The organism is Capnocytophaga sp. HP1101, assembly GCF_054772415.1.
Genome location: NZ_BPUU01000003.1, coordinates 30792 through 48905, shown reverse-complemented (window position 1 = coordinate 48905; position 18114 = coordinate 30792). Strand labels below are relative to the sequence as shown.

The window sequence follows — 18114 nt, the reverse complement described above, 5'->3', positions numbered from 1 at the left end:
TATACAAAGCTTATAGGATACTTATACGAATCTTGGACGATTGTTATACAAAGGGTATATAAGTGATTGATTTATAACATAATACAATAATGCCAATCATACTAAAAATAGGGTTTCGAGGCGAAAAAAAGAGGTCGTAGCACGACGGGCAGATAGGTAATGAGGAGTGACGAATGACGGAGAAAACATCCCCCCTATTCACATACTCTGCTCTCGCAGACTACCTTCAAAGGGGGAGATGCGACGGAAAAAGTGATGAAACCCGCCCCTTGCTCTCTCATAGAAGGGGGAATGTAGTGACGGAAAAGCGACAGAAACATCCCCCTATTTACTTACTCCGCTTTTGCGGACAACCTCCAAAGGGGGAATGTAGTGACGGGAAATGTGACAAACATCCCTCCTACCCCCCTTCAAAGGGGGAGTGTGGTGACGGGAAAGAGATATAAACCTCCCCCTTGCCCCCTCGGGGAGGGGGAACTGTAGTGACGGAAAAACGCTCCAAAAATGGGTGAAAAGGAGCAAAAACCTCTCCCTTGCCCCTTCATAGAGGGGGAATATAGTACCGAAAAATGGGTAAAAAAGTGGATTGTGAGAAAAGGACAGTTTTTTAGTTGGTTTTAGGCACTACGTCAAAAGTACTACAAAATTTGTTATATAATTATATTTCAGAAATTTAGAAAAGCAGTTTTGGGGTGTTTTCAGGTGATTTTGAGTAGGGAGAGACCCCTTGCGAGCCTTTATTTTACGTGAATTCTTGATTTTTCTTAACGTTTGTTAAAAAACTACGTCAATAGTACGTCAATAGGGGTTTTTGCGTTAAATAAGTCTTAAAAACTTGGTAAGTACTTGACAGCGCCCTTAACTTTGCACCGATCTAATTTTCTAAAAAAATAAAGAAATATGAGAAAAAACATTTTTGCCTTAATGGCATTTACAGCACTTACTTTAGTGTTTACAGCACTTACTTTAGTAGGGTGCAAATCAGAAGCCGATGATGGTGTGGGCGAGAAACCACGCTCGAGCACCGAGACCAGTTTTTACTTCCGCGATGGTAGGACACACACTATCCATATGCAGGAAACAGAAACGCGCACTGTTAGTATTGACGGAGCGACTAATAATTTTACCTACGAAGCGCCTGCGGGTTCTTTGGGTGTAAGCAAGAGTACCGACCCCACCCCTTCACTTTTCCTTGAGGCTTACGATGGTAACACAGGTAGTTTTGACATCCGCATTACTGATAAAGCCGCTGACGGCGCAGGTATTACTGCTACTCTTACTGTAGTAGTGAGTGAACGTAGTCGCGGTTGGGACGGCAATAACTTTGTTATTGAAAATATTGACGGTGATAAGACCACTGCGAATGCTAAGGACTTTGTGGATATAGAAATTCCTGCAGATTATACTTACCAAGCAAATAGTTTGCAACCTGATGGTGCGAGCGAAAGGGTAAGCATTCAGGCTACCGGTAGCATTATAAAAGTAACGGCTAAAAACCATTACGATGAGACAACGCCTATTACTTTTAAATTGACAAAAGCCAATGCGGAAGACCGTGTGGTGACTATCAAGAAAGTAACTAAGTTTTGGAGAACAAATGGAACTACTTTAACAGGGCTCTCCAGCGATGTATATGTAACCAAACGCAGTTTTGATATTTTGCAAGCCCCTCCTAAAGTACCTTATGCTGTGAAAAGGGTTAGCGGTGGTAGCACTATAAGTGGAGGAACTCAGGTTCTTTACCTCAATGCTAAGATTACCAAAATAGACCTCAACAACGTTGAAACTATTGATTCTTGGGCATTCTATGGCAGTGCTTTACAAACTGTCATTGCCGATAAAGTAAAAACTATAAGTGCTGGTGCTTTTGCAAGTACCAAACTCACCCGTATCAACTTGCCTGAAGTAGAACATATATACGGATATAGAGATCAACTTGCCCCACATTATTTTACTTTCCCTAACACTATGCAGGCTGTTATCATAGGCGCTAAACTAAAAACACTCGATTATGGACTTTTCCCTAAAGAAGTGAGAGAAGTGCGTATAGCAGTGACTACCCCGAGCCAAACTAATATAACTTTCGATCCAAGTAACGATTTACGCTACTGGATTTCTGCTACAGCTTATAACAATAACACAATATTGTACGTACCGAATGCTTATGTAAACGACTGGAAGATTAGATTTCCTTGGATAGAACAAGCGTTTAAAGGCGGTGTGAGAGGAATGTAGTGTTGCAGGAGGAGAAAATCTGATAACTCTGATAAGTCGGAGGGATCTGAGAGGTCGGAGGGAATCCAGAAAACCTCCCCCCTATTCACATACTCTGCTCTCGCAGACTACCTCAGAGAGGGGGAGATGCGACAAACATATTTACAAACTGTAACGGAGGTAAAAGATAAAAGGTAAAAACTCTTAACTCTTACTTCTTAACTAAAATAAACAAAAGAATGAACAGAATTAAAATATTTAGTATTGCCATTGTGGCAATCCTTAGCAGTGGGGTGTTATCCGCGCAGGATAATTACCGTCCGTGGCTGGTAGGCGCTGGTGTGAGCACCGTAGACTTTAAAGTGCCTGAACGCAGTGTAGTGAAAGACTGGTTTGGTTACCCTGATATGAACGTGGGCTTCCGTGTGAACGCTGCGCGTTATATCAAAAAAGGGATTACTGCCGAAGCTGGTTTTGCTTATGCGAGTATCAAGAAAGACCAAAATTACTTTCCTGATGTAGACGAGACCAAACTCGCTGATGCGAAAAGCTATTGGGCGTTTGACGTACGTGGGCGTTACCACTTAAACCGTTTGTGGAACGCTGCGCCGTGGCTTGACCCTTACCCACAAGTGGGTGTGGGCGTTGCCTCAGTAGACAGCGAGAGCAAGTTTAAGTTTATCGCTGGTGTAGGGGTGAACTTCTGGTTTACCGATGTGGTTGGTGCGAATGTGAACACGGCTTATAACATTGGCGGTGGCACAGGTCACGATTATTACCAATGGGGTGCTGGTGTAGTGCTTAAATTGCCTCTTACCGCACGTGAGAACCCTATAGTAGACCACGTGGAACGCACTAAAATTAAAGAACCTAAGGTGAAGAAAGACCGCAAGCGTGTATCGGCTAACAAAGCAATTACTCGTGTGGAAACTCCCGAAGAACGCGAAGCGCGTACACAGCGCGTGGTAAAACAAATTAACCTTTATGCAAAGACTATCTTGTTTGACACTGATAAATCGGTAGTGAAACCACAAGCTGAGTTTATCTTGGATAACATTGCTATCATTATGAATGAGAACCCTGATTTTAACTTTGTGATTGAAGGTCATACTGATAATACGGGTACGCCTGAGCACAACCTTAAGCTTTCACAAGAGCGTGCGGACTCTATCAAGCAGTATCTTTCACGCCACGGTGTGAGCAAGAAACGTCTTGATGCGAAGGGTTACGGACAAACTCGCCCTATTGAAAGCAATGATAATGAACGCGGTAAAGAAATTAACCGTAGGGTAGAAATAAACGTAGTGAAAGACAATCAGTAGTATATGGCAGTCTCCCACAGGAAAAGGCGAGAAAACTTCACAATGTTACGAAATTTATTTTTAGCCTCTGTGGGAGTCTTTTTAAGGACATCATTTTTAAACCAAGAATAAGAAGGTTTTTTTTTCATAGGTGATACTTTCACCACAACTAGTTAAATTATACAGTAATGAAGGCTTCCTGATGGGATATCGGGAAGCCTTCTTTTAATGATTAAGTGCGAGCCACACGGGCAGGGGAAGTTTGGAAATAGAGAGGTGGTTGGGGTTTTCAGATTGGTTGGAGGGTTCGGAGGGTTCGGGGAAACCTCTCCCGTAATTCACTTACTCCGCTCTCGCGGACAACCTCCAAAAGTGGAAACATCCCCCTACCCCCTTCAAAGGGGGAGAGTGGCGACGGGAAATGTGGCGAACATCCCACCTATCCCCCTTCAAAGGGGGAGTGTAGTGACGGGAAATATGATGGAACATCCCCCCTACCCCCCTTCAAAGGGGGAGTGTGTGACGCTTATATTAACTTTGCCAAAGGTCGTAGCACGACGGGCTATTAACTTTGGCAAAGTTGCGTGCGTTATAATCATTAACCATTATTCTTCACTAGCAAAAGTGCTGGCGGGGAGGTTAGCCTCATTTACTAAATTGGCGTCGGTGGTGGGGGTGAAGGCGTAGCGGACGACTTTAGGAGAGGCGACTTTGTCGCTGGTGACTTTCACTTCTTCGCCTACGATTTCGGCGGTAGCGGGGTAGAAAATGCCATTACCATCCGAGAGCTCAAAACCGCGTAAGGGTTTGCCATCGGCGGAGTGCATTCCTTGGGCATAGCTGAAAGATACGGTGGCTGTTTTTCCACTGAAAGAGGCTGAACGAAACAAAGGTCCGGAAGGGATTACATTCTTCTTTCCGTAAGTATCGTGTAAAGCCCATTGCGCTAAGCGTTCGCCTATGGGTTGCTTGTTTTTAGGGTGTACATCGGTGGGGTTACCGTGGTCATAAGATACTGCCATTCCGCTATGAGGTACAACGCTCATTAAACGGCGCTGACTATCGCGAAACCAACCCCAAGACGGGCGGTTAATACTTGATAGCTGTACGTAATAGATGGGCATTTGAGGGTTGCTGAAGTAAGTGCGCCAGCTCTTCACTAATAGAGGGAAGAGACGACTATGAGCGTCTTTATTATGTGCATTTGATTCGCCTTGATACCAAATTACCCCTTTAATGGCGTAATGGTCTAAGGGGAGTATACCTGCCTCGAAAAGGTAAGCAGGCTCATAGGGGTGACGTTGGAGTTTATCAGTAGACTTTTTGATGTTCTCAGAAGCACGGGAGCGCACCCAGTCCATTATAAAATCGTTTTCACGCCAATTATAGAGGATAGCAGGAAAATCGTATTCAAGAGTACGGCGGTCAATCCACGCTTCGGTAGGTGAACCCCCGATAGCGTTACAGATAAGCCCTATCGGCATATCCAAATCCTTTTGGAGGGTACGCCCAAAGTAATAAGCCACTGCTGAAAAATCGCTTACAGTTTTAGGGTTGCACACTTCCCACTGAGCGGGCTCATAATACTGCAAATGATTCAGTGAATCTAACACTGAGGCGTTCCATTCTACGGGGTCGGTGCGCCAAATAGCTTTCATATCAAATAAGCGGATATTAGGGTTATCGGCTTGGGGGATATCCTTTTCGCCTGTGGTAGTTTGGTTCATATAAAACTCCATATTTGATTGCCCAGAGCAGAGCCATACTTCGCCGGCAACTACATTGGCAAAGGTGCGTTTTTCTTTACCAGCAGTAATTTGGAGGGTATAGGTTTCTTTGGCAGTAAGAGGTGCTAAGGTTACTTGCCATTTGCCGTTACTGTCTGCCGTAGTATTCAGTTGCTGTTTACCTATTTTCACACTGATTTTAGTACCTGTATTGGCAATGCCGTGCAGGGTGAGAGGTATACCGTGTTGGAGCACCATATTATCGGAGTAAATAGCGGGCAATTGCAAACCGCCATAGTTACCTGTAATAGCACTGTAAACCACTTGCGCCAAGATAGCAGCGCCTTGAGCTTTGGGGTGTACTGCATCGGGGAGCATTTGAGGGTAGTGATACAGCGGTTCGTGGAAATTGATGAGCTGTACACCTGTTTGTTTGGCAATGAGCTCAATAGCTTGTTGTATTTCGGCGTGCCAATCGCGAGTACCCGATTCAAAACGCCAATGGCGATGCGCTAGAGGGGTCATACGTGCGATGATGATACGCGCTTTGGGGTTCACTTTCTTAAAAGAAGCGATAAGCGCCAAATAATCTTTAACAAAATCGTCGCGGTAGTTAGGCCAATTGCGGGGATCGGTATCGTTAATACCTAAGTGAATGACTACGATATCACCAGCAAAGGCGAGGGCTTTTTTGTATTCTTCTTGGTCGATGTAAGGTTTATGCCCTTTGCTGAGCAAAGTAGCCCCTGAATGACCAAAATTGCCTACTTCATAACCCTTGCCCAATTGACGTTGGAGCACTGAGGGGTAGCTGTTTTGTTCGCGGTTTTCAACACCAAAGCCATAGGTAATGCTATTGCCTACGCAGGCTACTTTGATAGTTTTTTTCTGTGCACAGGCAAAGGCGCTGAGCAGTAAAAGCGTGATAAGGAAGAGTTGTTTTTTCATTGGTTGCTATAAGTTTTAAGTATGATAACATTTCATATTTGGCTACAAAGATAATAAAAAAAACGATAGGTTGTATACTAAATGAGAAAATATAGGTGCGAGGTCGTAGCACGACAGGCAGTAAAGGTTTGAGGATATCGGAAGGAAACGGAAAGGTTCGGAAGGGTGTTTTTAGGTAAAAGATAAAAGGTAAAAGGTAAAATGGGTATGCGGAGCTTATACAAAGCTTATAGGAAGCTTATACGAATCTTGGACGATTGTTATACAAAGGGTATATAAGTAATTGATTCATACTGTAATACAACAATGCTAATAATACTAAAAATAGGGTTTCGTGGCGAAAGAAAGAGGAAGAGGTGTTAGGCATTAGGCAATAGGCATTAGGGGGAAATGGACGAGGAACGACGAGCAAAGGACGAATGATGAGGGGCGAAGAAAACATCCCCCCTAATACACATACTCAGCTACGCCAGCTCGCTGACTACCCTTCAAAGGGGGAGTGTAGTGACGGAAAAGTGAAAGAGACATCCCCTCCTATTCACTTACTCGGCAATCGCAGACTACATTCAAAAGAGGGAGATATGACGGAAAAGAGAAAGAAACATCCCCCCTAATACACATACTCAGCTACGCCAGCTCGCTGACTACCCTTCAAAGGGGGGAGTGTAGCGAGGGAAAAAAGGGGATTGTGGCAATGGGAAGATGAATTGAGGATGAATTGAAAGTGAGTTATGGATAAAGTAAGGGTAAATTTAGGGAGGTTTTGAGAGCGATTTTTGTGGTTAGTGAGAAATTTTTATCATTTTGAAACGTTAAAATTGTTTAGGGGGAGTCATTAAGATACGGTGATTTTTACACACATTAAAAAATGGGTTAAAAGGTAAAAAAAGCATTATTTTTTTCAATAAAATGAGAAAATGTAGTATTTTTATATGTTAATAATTCACAAAATAGCATTTTTTAAACTGCTGAAAAACAGCTTTAAAAATGTTAATGAAAATATAAATGTGTTAAATATGCACATTTTTTTGTTCAAAAAATAGTGCAGTAAAAAAAAAATGACTATATTTGCTGAAAATTTTGCACACTATATCTATATAACTATATAGGTGTTGCAAGACAAACAGTATTTTTATAGCAAGAAAATAGTTTAAGTAAATTTTTATCGACAATGAAAAGAATAGTATTGTTAATGCTCGCACTATGCACTATGGGAGGGAAGGCTTTTTCACAAGAGCTGAACTTGCCACAAATGAACCAATATTTGGCAGATAGCGAATTTCTTATTGCCCCTACCTATGCAGGGATTGGGGACTTTGTGAGGATCCGTTTATCAGCAGGCACACAATGGGTAGGTGTTAAAGGGGCTCCTGATTATCAATCGCTTGCGGGCGATATGCGTTTAGGTGAACGCAGTGGGGCGGGGGTTATGCTTTATAATGACCGCAACGGGCACACTAAACAAATGGGGGGTAAGGCGACGTTTGCGCACCACCTTACGTTAGACCGTTATGACAACCACTTTATTTCATTTGGTATTTCGTATGCCTTGAACACATTCAGAATTGACATCGACAAGTTCGACAATATTCCTGACCCACAAGTTACTAACGACCGCTTTACTGTGAATCACAACTTTGATGTAGCTGTGCTTTACCGTTACAAAAGATGGTTTGTAAACTTATCTGCGTTAAACATTTTAAACAAGGATACTGAGCGTTTCTACAAAGAAGAGCCTAATGCTTTGCGCAACTACCTTGTTTACGCGGGATACCGTTATAAAAAAGACAAGAACAGCCGTTTTGAAATAGAGCCATCAGTGCTTTATCAGTACTACGAAAGCGATGGGCGTTCTACTACGGATTTCAATCTTAAATTTCGCTGGATGGACTTAGACGATTATTATTGGGTAGGGGTGAACTATCGTTCATTGAACGACCAAATTTTCAAGCCTCTCAATATTGGTCCTATGGCGGGGTTGAAACGCGGGAAGGTATACTTTGCATACTCATACCAACTCCACTTAAACGAACTTATCAGATACAACTCAGGGACACACGTAGTAACCTTAGGTCTTGACCTATTCCAAGGAGTAAGTAACTGTAAGTGTGCACAGCGATAGTAGTATAACAATATAGGATGCAACATATTATCTTAAAGAACATACGCGTTCGTGCCAATCACGGATGCCTTACGGAAGAGGGCGTTATAGGGAGTGATTACCGCGTGGACGTGAAGGTGAAAGTTCGGCTTGAGAAAGCTATGAAGAGTGACCGGCTTGCTGACACGGTAGATTATGTACACTTGAATAGAATAGTAAAGGAAGAGATGGCGATAAGATCGGAATTATTAGAACACGTAGCAGGCAGGATTATAGACAGAGTATTCAAAGAACTTTCTGAAGTTCAGAAGATAACCCTTGAGATTGCAAAAATAAACCCCCCTATAAATGGCGACGTAGCCTCGGTGAGTGTAAAAATAAAGCAGAAAAAACTTGCTAATTAGAAAAAAGGTAGTATCTTTGCGCGCTGATACTACAAAACGAAAAAAGGCATCGTGGCCGAGGGGCTAGGCAGAGGTCTGCAAAACCTTTTACAGCGGTTCAAATCCGCTCGATGCCTCACTTTTTAAGTAATTTATTAATCCACAAAGTAAAAATTTCAAAAAGATGACAAACGTTTTAGACAAATTTATTCAGGATGTAAAGAGTAACATTCCTGGATTTTTCGCCGTTTCAGTAACTGAAGTACGTTCTGGGGTTTCTTACGGTGCAGAATCAATAGATCCCAGCTTTGATCCTAACTTAGCTGCAGGTTATAACTTAGAGGTAATAAAGGCTAAACAAAATGCGCTTCAAGCGTTAGGATTGGCTGCTAAAGAAAAAATAGATGAAATTGTTATTGTGCTAAGTGACCAAAATCACATCATTGATGTATCGTCAAATGGTAGTTACTTCATCTACTTAGTAGTAGACTCTACCAAAGCGAACTATGGTATTACAAGAGCCTTACTTGCTAAGTACAAAAAAGATTTAGCTTCTATTTTCTAATAATAGCTATATTTTAAGTTAGTAAAAGATTATTAATTAAGGACATTATTAAAAGAAAGCTACCGTATTGGTAGCTTTTCTTGTATTTTTGCATTAAATTAGACTAATGGAAGCCACTGTAAAAACCTATACTGTACAAGAAGCTAAAGAGCGATTGGAAGCCTACTGTGCCTACCAAGAACGTTGCCATCGTGAGGTAGTGAGCAAGTTACGCACTATGGGTATGATACCTTTGGCTATTGATGACATTGTAGTGTACTTGATACAAAACGGCTTCCTCAATGAAGAGCGCTTTGCTAAGAGTTTTGCTCGTGGTAAGTTTCGGATTAAAAAATGGGGGCGTGTACGTATAGAACGAGAGTTGAAAGCACGCGGACTTTCGGACTACAATATTGAAGTGGGATTAGAAGAAATTGACGAAGATGAATATATAGAGACATTTGAGACCATAGCTGAGAAGAAACAAGCTACTATCAAAGAGAAAAACCTTTATAAAGCTAAAACTAAATTGGCAAACTATCTTTTGTACCGTGGTTGGGAGTCGGATTTGGTTTATGAGAAAGTTAACGAACTATACGACGAGTAATTTAACATTATAAATCAAGTGTAAAATAAGGCATAAAATATCTCCCCTCTAATTCACTTACTCCGCGATAGCGGACAACCCTCAAAGAGGGAGAATGTGTGACTGAATAGCGACACAAATGAGCACAAACAGACATTATTAACTGTTACTTAAAAAAATGAAAAGTAGAGCACAAGAATCAACGAACGCTATAGAGCGTATGTATGTAACAATGAGACACCTCTTTTCGAGGGGTTTCTATAAGCCTATGGGCATCTCGGGCGAGGCGCTACGAGAATCATTATTGGTATTGCGCCCTGAGATTTACGGTAGTATTGCTGAGAGCAAATCAGAGCTCAGCGGACTTATTTACGTGCTTGACCGCTTGCCTGAAGGGATTGAGCAGTGTAAATACATCAACCTAATTGCTGATGAGGGTTACCGCCAATCGCATTTTAAACCTATTATTCCACCTAAGCGTCGGCGTAATTGCTACCGGATAGATCCTGAGCAGATGAATATTGAAATCACTCGTGGGCGCTCGGACATCTACGATGTGCTTACGCACCTTACCTTCCTGTTTATAGAATCGCACAAGATAGCTGACCGCATACTGTTAGACGATAACAAAATATCTCACGATTGGGCGAAACTTGAAGCGAATATACAGAAGAACAAGCTTACCCTTGCTGAGCGCGAAGCGACTTTTATACACATAGGCAACCTCTTGGGACGTACTTTTGAGGAAGTATTAGGTGCTTACAAAGCGTTGGCAACCCCTACCCTGCCCGACCGTTTTATTCACATCATCTATTGGTTAGGTAAATTAGCCCTCAACGAACGTTTGAATGATGATAAACGTGTAATTACTTTTAGTACGGTGTTACGAGAGCGCATAGGACATCACTTGCACGGTGAGATATGGGCAGAGCACATCAAGCATATACTTTTGAAAAATGGGCTCTTAGAGCGACCTGTACACATCATCAGTGCGAATATGCACAGTGTGATGAATAGCTTATTTGCTGAAAAAGCCCTTGCTAAGGAGGTGGAAGTGGGCTCTCGCATAGAACTTTTTGAACTACTGAGCTTACCTGAGAGTGAACCTCTGCGCAAAAAGGTAAAGGAATATGCTCACAAACACGGAATGCTCTCGGTAGATGATACTTCGGGCACAAACATCGACGTGCAACTGTTCGACACTGCTAAGATAGATTTCTCGGGCACTCCGTATGCGGTACATCATCTTGGGGAGGGGGAAAAGCCCGTTATCTTTGTAATGGATTACGCTTTTGGCGAACAAGCCTACGAAACCATTGACGAACTGTTAAAACCTTATCACAAAGGTGGTAAGACCTATTTCTTAGATGTGCTTTCCATCTCGATTATGGGAAAAGCAGGTATTTTGGAGGGCGACAAAGGAGACCTAATGATTCCTACGGCACATATTTTTGAGGGTACTGCGGATAACTATCCTTTCCACAACGAGTTCACCAAAGCCGATTTTGAGGGCAATGGACTGAAAGTATTTGAAGGGTCAATGATTACGGTCTTAGGAACCTCTCTACAAAACAAAGATATTTTAAAGTTTTTCTTGCATTCTACGTGGAATGCAGTAGGCTTAGAGATGGAAGGTGTACACTACCAAAAAGCTATACAATCGGCTTCCAAAATACGCAAGAGCATTCGTGAGGACGTGAAAGTACGTTATGCTTATTACGCCTCTGACAATCCGTTAGAAACTGGCAGTACCCTCGCCTCGGGAGGGTTAGGTACTACGGGCGTTAAGCCTACCTACCTGATCACTTTCAAGATATTAGAACAGATATTCAATTAGGTGCGAGCCGCACAGGCAGGTTTGAGCCACACGAGCAATCGTAGCACGACAGACAGTGTACAAGCCTCTAACTTACTTATTTAGCAACTGCTGAGTAAGTGAGTTAGAGGCTTTTGCTAATTTGCTAATTCACAAATTTGCTAATTTGCTAATTAGTTTATATCTTTGTGGTCTGAAATATTACTGTTATTAAAATATGAAAAAAATAAGCTTTGTATTAGTAGCGTTGTTGCTGATAGTCGCTTGCAAAAAAAACGCAAACTTTAACAGCGACCCGTTAGCTTTTAAAGACTACATTTCAGGGTATACCTCTGGGCTTATCTCTGCCCATTCGGGAATAAAAATACTGCTGAACGAACCCTTGTCTCAAGAGAAAATGGACAAGGTGAATGACCTCAACCTCTTTGAGATTTCGCCTAAAGTAAGTGGAAAAGTACACTGCGTGAACCCTACGCTGGTGGAGTTTATACCTGAAAAACCGCTGGCGCAAGACACCGAGTACCGCGTATCATTTCACGTAAAGAAGCTCTATGCCGTACCTAACAATGATTTGGCGGTCTTCAACTTCACCGTCAAAACCTTTGAGCAGGCTTTCCGCATCAAGGAAGGCGACTTGCAGTCGTACAACCAAAACCTCTACTTTCTCAGTGCTGAGCTTTTGGCAAACGACCAAGTGCCTTACGAAACCGCTAAAGAAATCGTAAAAGCGACCCTCGACGGCAAAAAGGTAGCTGTGAAATTCCAATCACAAGGCACTAACAACAAGTTTGTGATTATATTCGACAGTTTGCCGCGCCTCAACAAGGAACAAACCTTGGAAGTAAAATGGGAAGCTAAAGATGTGCCTAAAGAAAACCTCATTCCTTTTTCGTTCACCATACCGCAAAAGGGGGTGTTCAAGGCACTGAACGCTAAGACGGAAGGTGCCAATCAGGCGTTTACCGTGAACTTCTCCGACCCCTTAGACAAAGAACAGGATTTTAACGGATTGGTGAGCCTCAGCAACACCTATAGTGTACTGAAATACAGTGTGAATGGCAATGTACTGAAAGTCTTCCGCGAAGAACAAAAAGAAGGCGACTACAAGGTGTACGTGCACAAGGGCATCAAGAATATCTACGGCGACCGCTTGGATAAGGATGTTTCTTTCTCTATCAAATTCTTGCAGCAAAAGCCTGATATTCGCTTCCTCAAGAGCGGTACAATCCTGCCCAGCTCGCAAAATTTGAAAGTCAATTTCCAATCTATCAACTTGCGCGCCGTGAATGTTACTGTTTACCGCATTTTTGAGAACAATATCTTTCAATTTTTGCAAGACAATGATTTGGGAGGTGGTTCATATATCCAGCGCGTGGGTAAGCCTATTGCGCGCAAAGTACTGAAGCTGAACGATAGTGCGCTCTATCCGCTCAACGAGTGGAATACTTATTCACTTGACCTCGCTTCTCTCATCACTCCTGAACCCGGCGCCATTTATCGCATTGAGTTGGGAATGACCAAAAACTATTCGCTCTACGCTTGTGGTGCGAAAAACGAAGAACCGCTCGACCTTTCGTTTGAACAAAAACCTCTTAATGATGACGATGTTACCTACTCGCAATATTATGATTACGACGATGAGGGTTACTATTGGGAAGAAGATGAAGATGCCCCTTGCAAAGATGATTACTACTACGGTCGCACCGTGGGCACCAATGTTTTAGCTTCCGACCTTGGGGTGATTGTGAAAAAAGGCCAAACCAATAGCTTTACCATTGTAGTAAACGACCTGCTCACTACCAAACCTGTTGATGGGGCGGTGGTAGAGGTATTTAGCTACCAACAACAAAAAATACAAGAAGGCAAAACCGATAGCAAAGGCATTTTGCGTTTGAACCTCAGTAGTCGGGCGTATTTTGCCAAAGTGAAAAAAGATAAATTCACTACTTATGTGAAGTTAGATGATGGGGCTCCGCAATCGGTGAGTAAATACGATGTAGATGGAATGCGCTTGCAAAAAGGTCTCAACGGTTTTATCTATACCGAACGCGGCGTATGGCGTCCTGGCGATAGCATCTATGTGGGCTTCATTTTGAACGACTTCGCTCAAAAATTGCCTGAAAAACTCCCTATCAAACTCCGCTTTACCGACCCTTACGGCAAGGTAATCGCTGAGCGTATGCAAACCAGCAACCCTACCAATCAATATGTATTCGGTCTCAAAACCAATGCCGATGCCCCTACAGGCAACTGGAGTGTAGCGATTTCGGCAGGGGCAGCGAAGTTTAGCAAACGCATTAAAATAGAGACCATTAAGCCCAACCGTCTGAAAATTGAGAACAGCCTCAACGGCAAGCTCATCAGCGGAAGGGGTGAGAATGTGCGTATGCAAGTGTTGTGGTTGCACGGATCGCCTGCGGGCAATACGGGCATCAACGTGAAAGCCAAATTCTACCCCTTAGAAACAGCTTTCAAAGGTTATGAAAAATACGTGTTCAACAACCGCGCTTATGAGTTTGAAAGCGAAGAAATGAACGTGTACGAAGGCCAAACCGACAGCAATGGGAATGCCAACTTCTATTTCAAAACCAATGAGTTGGACGCTCCTGGTATGCTCAAAGTGAACTTCCTCACCCAAGCTAACGAAAGCGGTGGCGACTTCAGTACCGATGTGAGTACCGCTTCTTATTCTCCTTATAGTGAATACGTGGGCTTGCGATTGCCTGAAACTAACAAGTACGATTACTACAACACCCAGCAAAACCACACTTTTGATGCCGTAGTACTCAGCGAAGAGGGCAAACCGCTCAGTCATAAGGATGTATCGGTTACAGTGTACAAAGTAGGTTGGAACTGGTGGTGGGATGCTTCTAACCAGAACATCTCTACCTACAATAGCAGTAGTAGTAATGCCATTTACAAAACACAAAACATCACTACCGACGGTAGTGGTAAAGCACGCTTTACCCTCAATATCCCTGATGCCGACTGGGGGCGCTATTTCATTATGCTAACCGATAACCAAAGTGGTCACAAATGCGGTACTACCGCGTACTTTGATTGGGGCGACTGGCGTGGCAAATCGCGCGGTAGTGAAGGCAGTGAAGCCGTAATGCTCGCTTTGGGTACCAACAAAAAAGAATACAACGTAGGCGAAAAAGCTAAACTCTCTTTCCCTTCTGATAAAGGTGGACGCGCCCTTATTTCGGTGGAAAATGGCAACGATGTGCTCGAAACTTATTGGGTAGAAACTGCCGACAGAGAAACTTCTTTTGAGGTGCCTATCACCAATAAAATGTCACCTAACGTATATCTATATGTTACTCTCTTGCAACCGCACAACAAAACGGTGAACGATGCGCCTATACGCTTGTACGGCGTGGTGCCTGTGAAGGTAGTAGATAAAAACACCGTGCTCAACCCTGTCATTCAAATGCCCAATCGCCTCACTCCTAACCAAAAAGTGAGCATCAAGGTGAGTGAAAAATCAGGGAAAGCAATGACCTATTCCTTGGCGATTGTGGAGGACGGACTCTTGAACCTCACTCGCTTCAAAACCCCTAACCCTTGGAACACTTTCTTTAGCAAAACCGCTCTCGGCGTGAAAACTTGGGACGTGTACAACGACGTGATTGGCGCTTATGGCGGTACTATCAATCAAGCGTTTAGCATCGGTGGTGACGAGGATCTCGGTGGTGCCGAAGCTCAAAAAGCAAACCGCTTTAAGCCGTTTGTGATTTTCCGCGGTCCGTTTGAACTCAAAAAAGGTGGTACCAACGTTCACAACGTGAAGATTCCTAACTATATGGGCTCTGCGCGCGTGATGGTAGTCGCCAGCGATGTGGCCAACAACGCTTTCGGTAGTGCCGAGAAAAAAGATATTCCTGTGGTGAGTCCGCTTTCTATTTTAGGCTCTCTACCGCGCAAGGCTACCCCTAATGAGAAAATAGTGTTGCCGGTAACCGTCTTTGCGATGGAACGCCAAGTGAAAAACGTGAGTTTGCAGGTAGAAACCAATGGTTTATTCAAAGTAACTTCCGAACGCTCTCAGCAGTTGCACTTCGATAGTACAGGTGAAAAAATGGCCTATTTTGAACTCGAAACTACCGCACAAACGGGTATTGCCAAAGTAAAAATCACCGCTACTTCGGGCAAAGAAAAATCGACTTACGAAGTGGAAATGGACGTGTACAACCCGAACCCTGTAACCTACGTGGTACAAAATGCTGTGTTGCAAGGCGGACAGTCGCACAACCTCAATATCAACCTCTTTGGCGAAAAAGCTAAAACGGTATTGGAAGTTTCCAGCTTCCCAGGGGTGAACCTCACCCAGCGTTTGGGCTACCTCATTGCCTATCCACACGGCTGTGGCGAACAACTCACTTCAGGGGCTTTCCCTCAATTGTTCCTCGGTGATTTCGTGTCGCTTACCAAAGAAAAAGCCGATGAGGTGAACCGCAATGTGAGTGCCGCGATTAGCAAATTGCACGAAAACCAACTTGCTAACGGAGGCTTTACCTATTGGAAAGGTGGCAAATACGCCGATGATTGGGTAACTTCCTATATAGGTCAGTTCTATGTAGAAGCCGAGAAAAAAGGTTATGTGTTGCCATCGGGTAGCAAGCAAAGTTGGCTCAACTATCAGAATAACGAAGCGCGTCAATGGCGCTATGAAGCTAAATATCAGAACGATTTTGCACAAGCTTATCGCCTTTACACCTTGGCGCTCGCTGGCAATCCTAATATGGGCGCAATGAACCGCTTGCGCGAACTCTCTGAGCTCACCCCTAATGCCAAACGCACTTTGGCAGCAGCCTACGCCCTCGCAGGTCAAAAGCAAACCGCCGATAAACTATTCCAAACCACCGCTATTGACGATGATGCCGATAGCTACTACGGTTCAGTGCTTCGCAACAAGGCAATGGCTATGGAAACCGCCTTGCTCATTGGGCGAAAAGAAGATGCAGGCCGTTGGGCGTTGGAAATTGCCGAAAAGCTCTCCACCAACGATTGGCTCAGCACCCAAACCACCGCTTATGCCCTCTACGCTATGGCCAAATACGTAGCTGTAAATAAGAGTGGTAAGAGCATCAGTGCCAGCTATACTTTAGGAGGTAAAACCGAAAACCTCAAATCAAGCGAACCGATGTTGCAGAAAACACTTAGCGCCAAAGGCAATGAAACCTTGCAGGTGAAGAACAACGGCAACCAAACCCTCTACGTGCGCCTGATTACCAGTGGCGTATTGCCTGTGGGCAAAGAACTCGCGATGCAAAACGGACTCTCGCTCAGCACCACTTATCGCGATAGCAACGGTCAAGCGGTGGATGTCACCAATTTGCGCCAAAGCACTCAGTTTGTAGCCACTATTGAGATTACCAATCTCACAGGCGAGAATGTTGAGAATGTAGCGCTTACCCAAATTATCCCATCAGGTTGGGAAATCGTGAACACCCGCTTCACCGATTACGACGAAGGCAATAGCAACAGCAATGTAGATTACGTTGATTTCCGCGATGACCGCGCCAACTTCTACTTGTCGCTCAAAGCCAAACAAACGAAGTATATCAAGCTCAAACTCAACGCCTCCTACGCCGGTCGCTATTATCTGCCAGGCACTTATGCCGAAGCGATGTACAGCAACCGCTACAACACCCGCACTAATGGCAAATGGGTGGAGGTAATGAAAAAATGAGATAATTAGACAATTTGCTAATTAGCTAATTGCTAATTAATAAATTATACACTTTGCCAAAGGTCTAATAGCCTATCGTGCTACGACCTTTGGCAAAGTTTTTTGTCATTCGTCACTCATCATTCGTAATTATTTACTATCTTTGCCGCCGTTAATAATAAAAACTAATAAAATGAAAAAAATCTTTGTTTTGGCTTTTGTAGCCTTATCTCTATTCATTACCGCTTGCGGGAAAAGTGATGATAGCAACGAAACTTTACCAGGAACGTGGTATCTTGTGTATCAGAATGATGCTGGAGAAGAAGTAAAACTCACTGAATGTGATAAAACAGATCATTACGTTTTTACAGAAAATACTTATACTTACTACGAAGCATTGAATACAACAAGCGGTTGTGAGACCCAAGAATTTTCTGGAAAGCTTACTGTTTCAGGTAATCAACTTTCATTGGACGATGTTACTTTTATATTTTCTATTTCAGGTAATCGCCTTACTCTTACTGTAACTGAAAAAGATGAGGATGGCACTGAAGAAACTTCTGTAGAAATATACGAAAAACGTTAGTTTTTAAACCGTACTCTTTAAACCTTTATACAACTGCCCACAGCAATGTGGGCAGTTTTTTTATTGCAGGTGCGAAGTCGTAGCACGACAGGTGTGAGCCACACGGGCGGGTGCGAGGTCGTAGCACGACGGGCAGGCACAGGCAGGTGGAAACTTTGTCAAAATATATACCGCTAAAAGTGACATATTAGTGATTTCGGAAGGAAACGAAGAAATTCAGAAGAGGGTTTTTAG

The 18114-nt window shown here is 43.3% G+C and carries 10 protein-coding genes and 1 tRNA gene; 10 read left to right on the top strand and 1 reads right to left on the bottom strand.

Annotation, left to right across the window (positions count from 1 at the left end):
- Positions 1–900: 900 nt before the first annotated feature.
- Together RCZ04_RS01205 and RCZ04_RS01200 are read left to right on the top strand one after the other, a co-directional pair.
- On the top strand, positions 901–2235 hold the full coding sequence (locus RCZ04_RS01205) for a leucine-rich repeat protein (protein WP_460484108.1): 1335 nt from the start codon (positions 901–903) through the stop codon (positions 2233–2235).
- Positions 2236–2453: 218 nt separating this feature from the next.
- Positions 2454–3536 (top strand): OmpA family protein, encoded by a 1083-nt coding sequence (locus RCZ04_RS01200; protein ID WP_460484107.1) that lies wholly within the window; start codon positions 2454–2456, stop codon positions 3534–3536.
- Between the two features lie 584 nt (positions 3537–4120).
- On the opposite strand, the gene RCZ04_RS01195 is transcribed toward RCZ04_RS01200, so the two are convergent.
- Positions 4121–6190: a GDSL-type esterase/lipase family protein gene (locus RCZ04_RS01195; protein ID WP_460484106.1), complete on the bottom strand. Its 2070-nt coding sequence runs from the start codon at positions 6188–6190 to the stop codon at positions 4121–4123.
- A gap of 1171 nt (positions 6191–7361) precedes the next feature.
- Between RCZ04_RS01195 and RCZ04_RS01190 the strand changes: the two genes are divergently transcribed.
- From RCZ04_RS01190 to RCZ04_RS01155, 8 genes are all read left to right on the top strand, one after another.
- The gene (locus RCZ04_RS01190) at positions 7362–8312 is read left to right on the top strand and encodes a PorP/SprF family type IX secretion system membrane protein (protein WP_460484105.1); all 951 of its coding nucleotides are present in this window, start codon (positions 7362–7364) and stop codon (positions 8310–8312) included.
- Between the two features lie 17 nt (positions 8313–8329).
- Positions 8330–8695 carry a dihydroneopterin aldolase gene (gene folB / locus RCZ04_RS01185; protein ID WP_460484104.1) on the top strand — a complete coding sequence of 122 codons (366 nt, stop codon included), beginning with the start codon at positions 8330–8332 and terminating at the stop codon, positions 8693–8695.
- Positions 8696–8740: 45 nt separating this feature from the next.
- Positions 8741–8811, top strand: a tRNA-Cys gene (locus RCZ04_RS01180).
- Between the two features lie 47 nt (positions 8812–8858).
- Positions 8859–9239, top strand: a complete 381-nt coding sequence (locus RCZ04_RS01175; protein WP_460484103.1) for a hypothetical protein — start codon at positions 8859–8861, stop codon at positions 9237–9239.
- A gap of 106 nt (positions 9240–9345) precedes the next feature.
- Positions 9346–9825: a regulatory protein RecX gene (locus RCZ04_RS01170; protein ID WP_460484102.1), complete on the top strand. Its 480-nt coding sequence runs from the start codon at positions 9346–9348 to the stop codon at positions 9823–9825.
- A gap of 157 nt (positions 9826–9982) precedes the next feature.
- Complete coding sequence (locus RCZ04_RS01165) at positions 9983–11641, top strand: DUF6909 family protein (protein WP_460484101.1); 1659 nt, start codon at positions 9983–9985, stop codon at positions 11639–11641.
- A gap of 196 nt (positions 11642–11837) precedes the next feature.
- Complete coding sequence (locus RCZ04_RS01160; protein WP_460484100.1) at positions 11838–17315, top strand: alpha-2-macroglobulin family protein; 5478 nt, start codon at positions 11838–11840, stop codon at positions 17313–17315.
- A gap of 172 nt (positions 17316–17487) precedes the next feature.
- Positions 17488–17880: a lipocalin-like domain-containing protein gene (locus tag RCZ04_RS01155; RefSeq protein ID WP_460484099.1), complete on the top strand. Its 393-nt coding sequence runs from the start codon at positions 17488–17490 to the stop codon at positions 17878–17880.
- Positions 17881–18114: the final 234 nt, after the last annotated feature.

Excerpts from the sequence above, each read along its gene's own strand:
- RCZ04_RS01190 (WP_460484105.1), top strand. The coding sequence starts at position 7,362 with ATGAAAAGAATAGTATTGTTAATGCTCGCACTATGCACTATGGGAGGG.
- RCZ04_RS01170 (WP_460484102.1), top strand. The coding sequence starts at position 9,346 with ATGGAAGCCACTGTAAAAACCTATACTGTACAAGAAGCTAAAGAGCGA.
- RCZ04_RS01165 (WP_460484101.1), top strand. The coding sequence starts at position 9,983 with ATGAAAAGTAGAGCACAAGAATCAACGAACGCTATAGAGCGTATGTAT.
- RCZ04_RS01175 (WP_460484103.1), top strand. The coding sequence starts at position 8,859 with ATGACAAACGTTTTAGACAAATTTATTCAGGATGTAAAGAGTAACATT.
- RCZ04_RS01195 (WP_460484106.1), bottom strand. The coding sequence starts at position 6,190 with ATGAAAAAACAACTCTTCCTTATCACGCTTTTACTGCTCAGCGCCTTT.
- RCZ04_RS01205 (WP_460484108.1), top strand. The coding sequence starts at position 901 with ATGAGAAAAAACATTTTTGCCTTAATGGCATTTACAGCACTTACTTTA.
- RCZ04_RS01155 (WP_460484099.1), top strand. The coding sequence starts at position 17,488 with ATGAAAAAAATCTTTGTTTTGGCTTTTGTAGCCTTATCTCTATTCATT.
- RCZ04_RS01160 (WP_460484100.1), top strand. The coding sequence starts at position 11,838 with ATGAAAAAAATAAGCTTTGTATTAGTAGCGTTGTTGCTGATAGTCGCT.
- RCZ04_RS01200 (WP_460484107.1), top strand. The coding sequence starts at position 2,454 with ATGAACAGAATTAAAATATTTAGTATTGCCATTGTGGCAATCCTTAGC.
- folB (WP_460484104.1), top strand. The coding sequence starts at position 8,330 with ATGCAACATATTATCTTAAAGAACATACGCGTTCGTGCCAATCACGGA.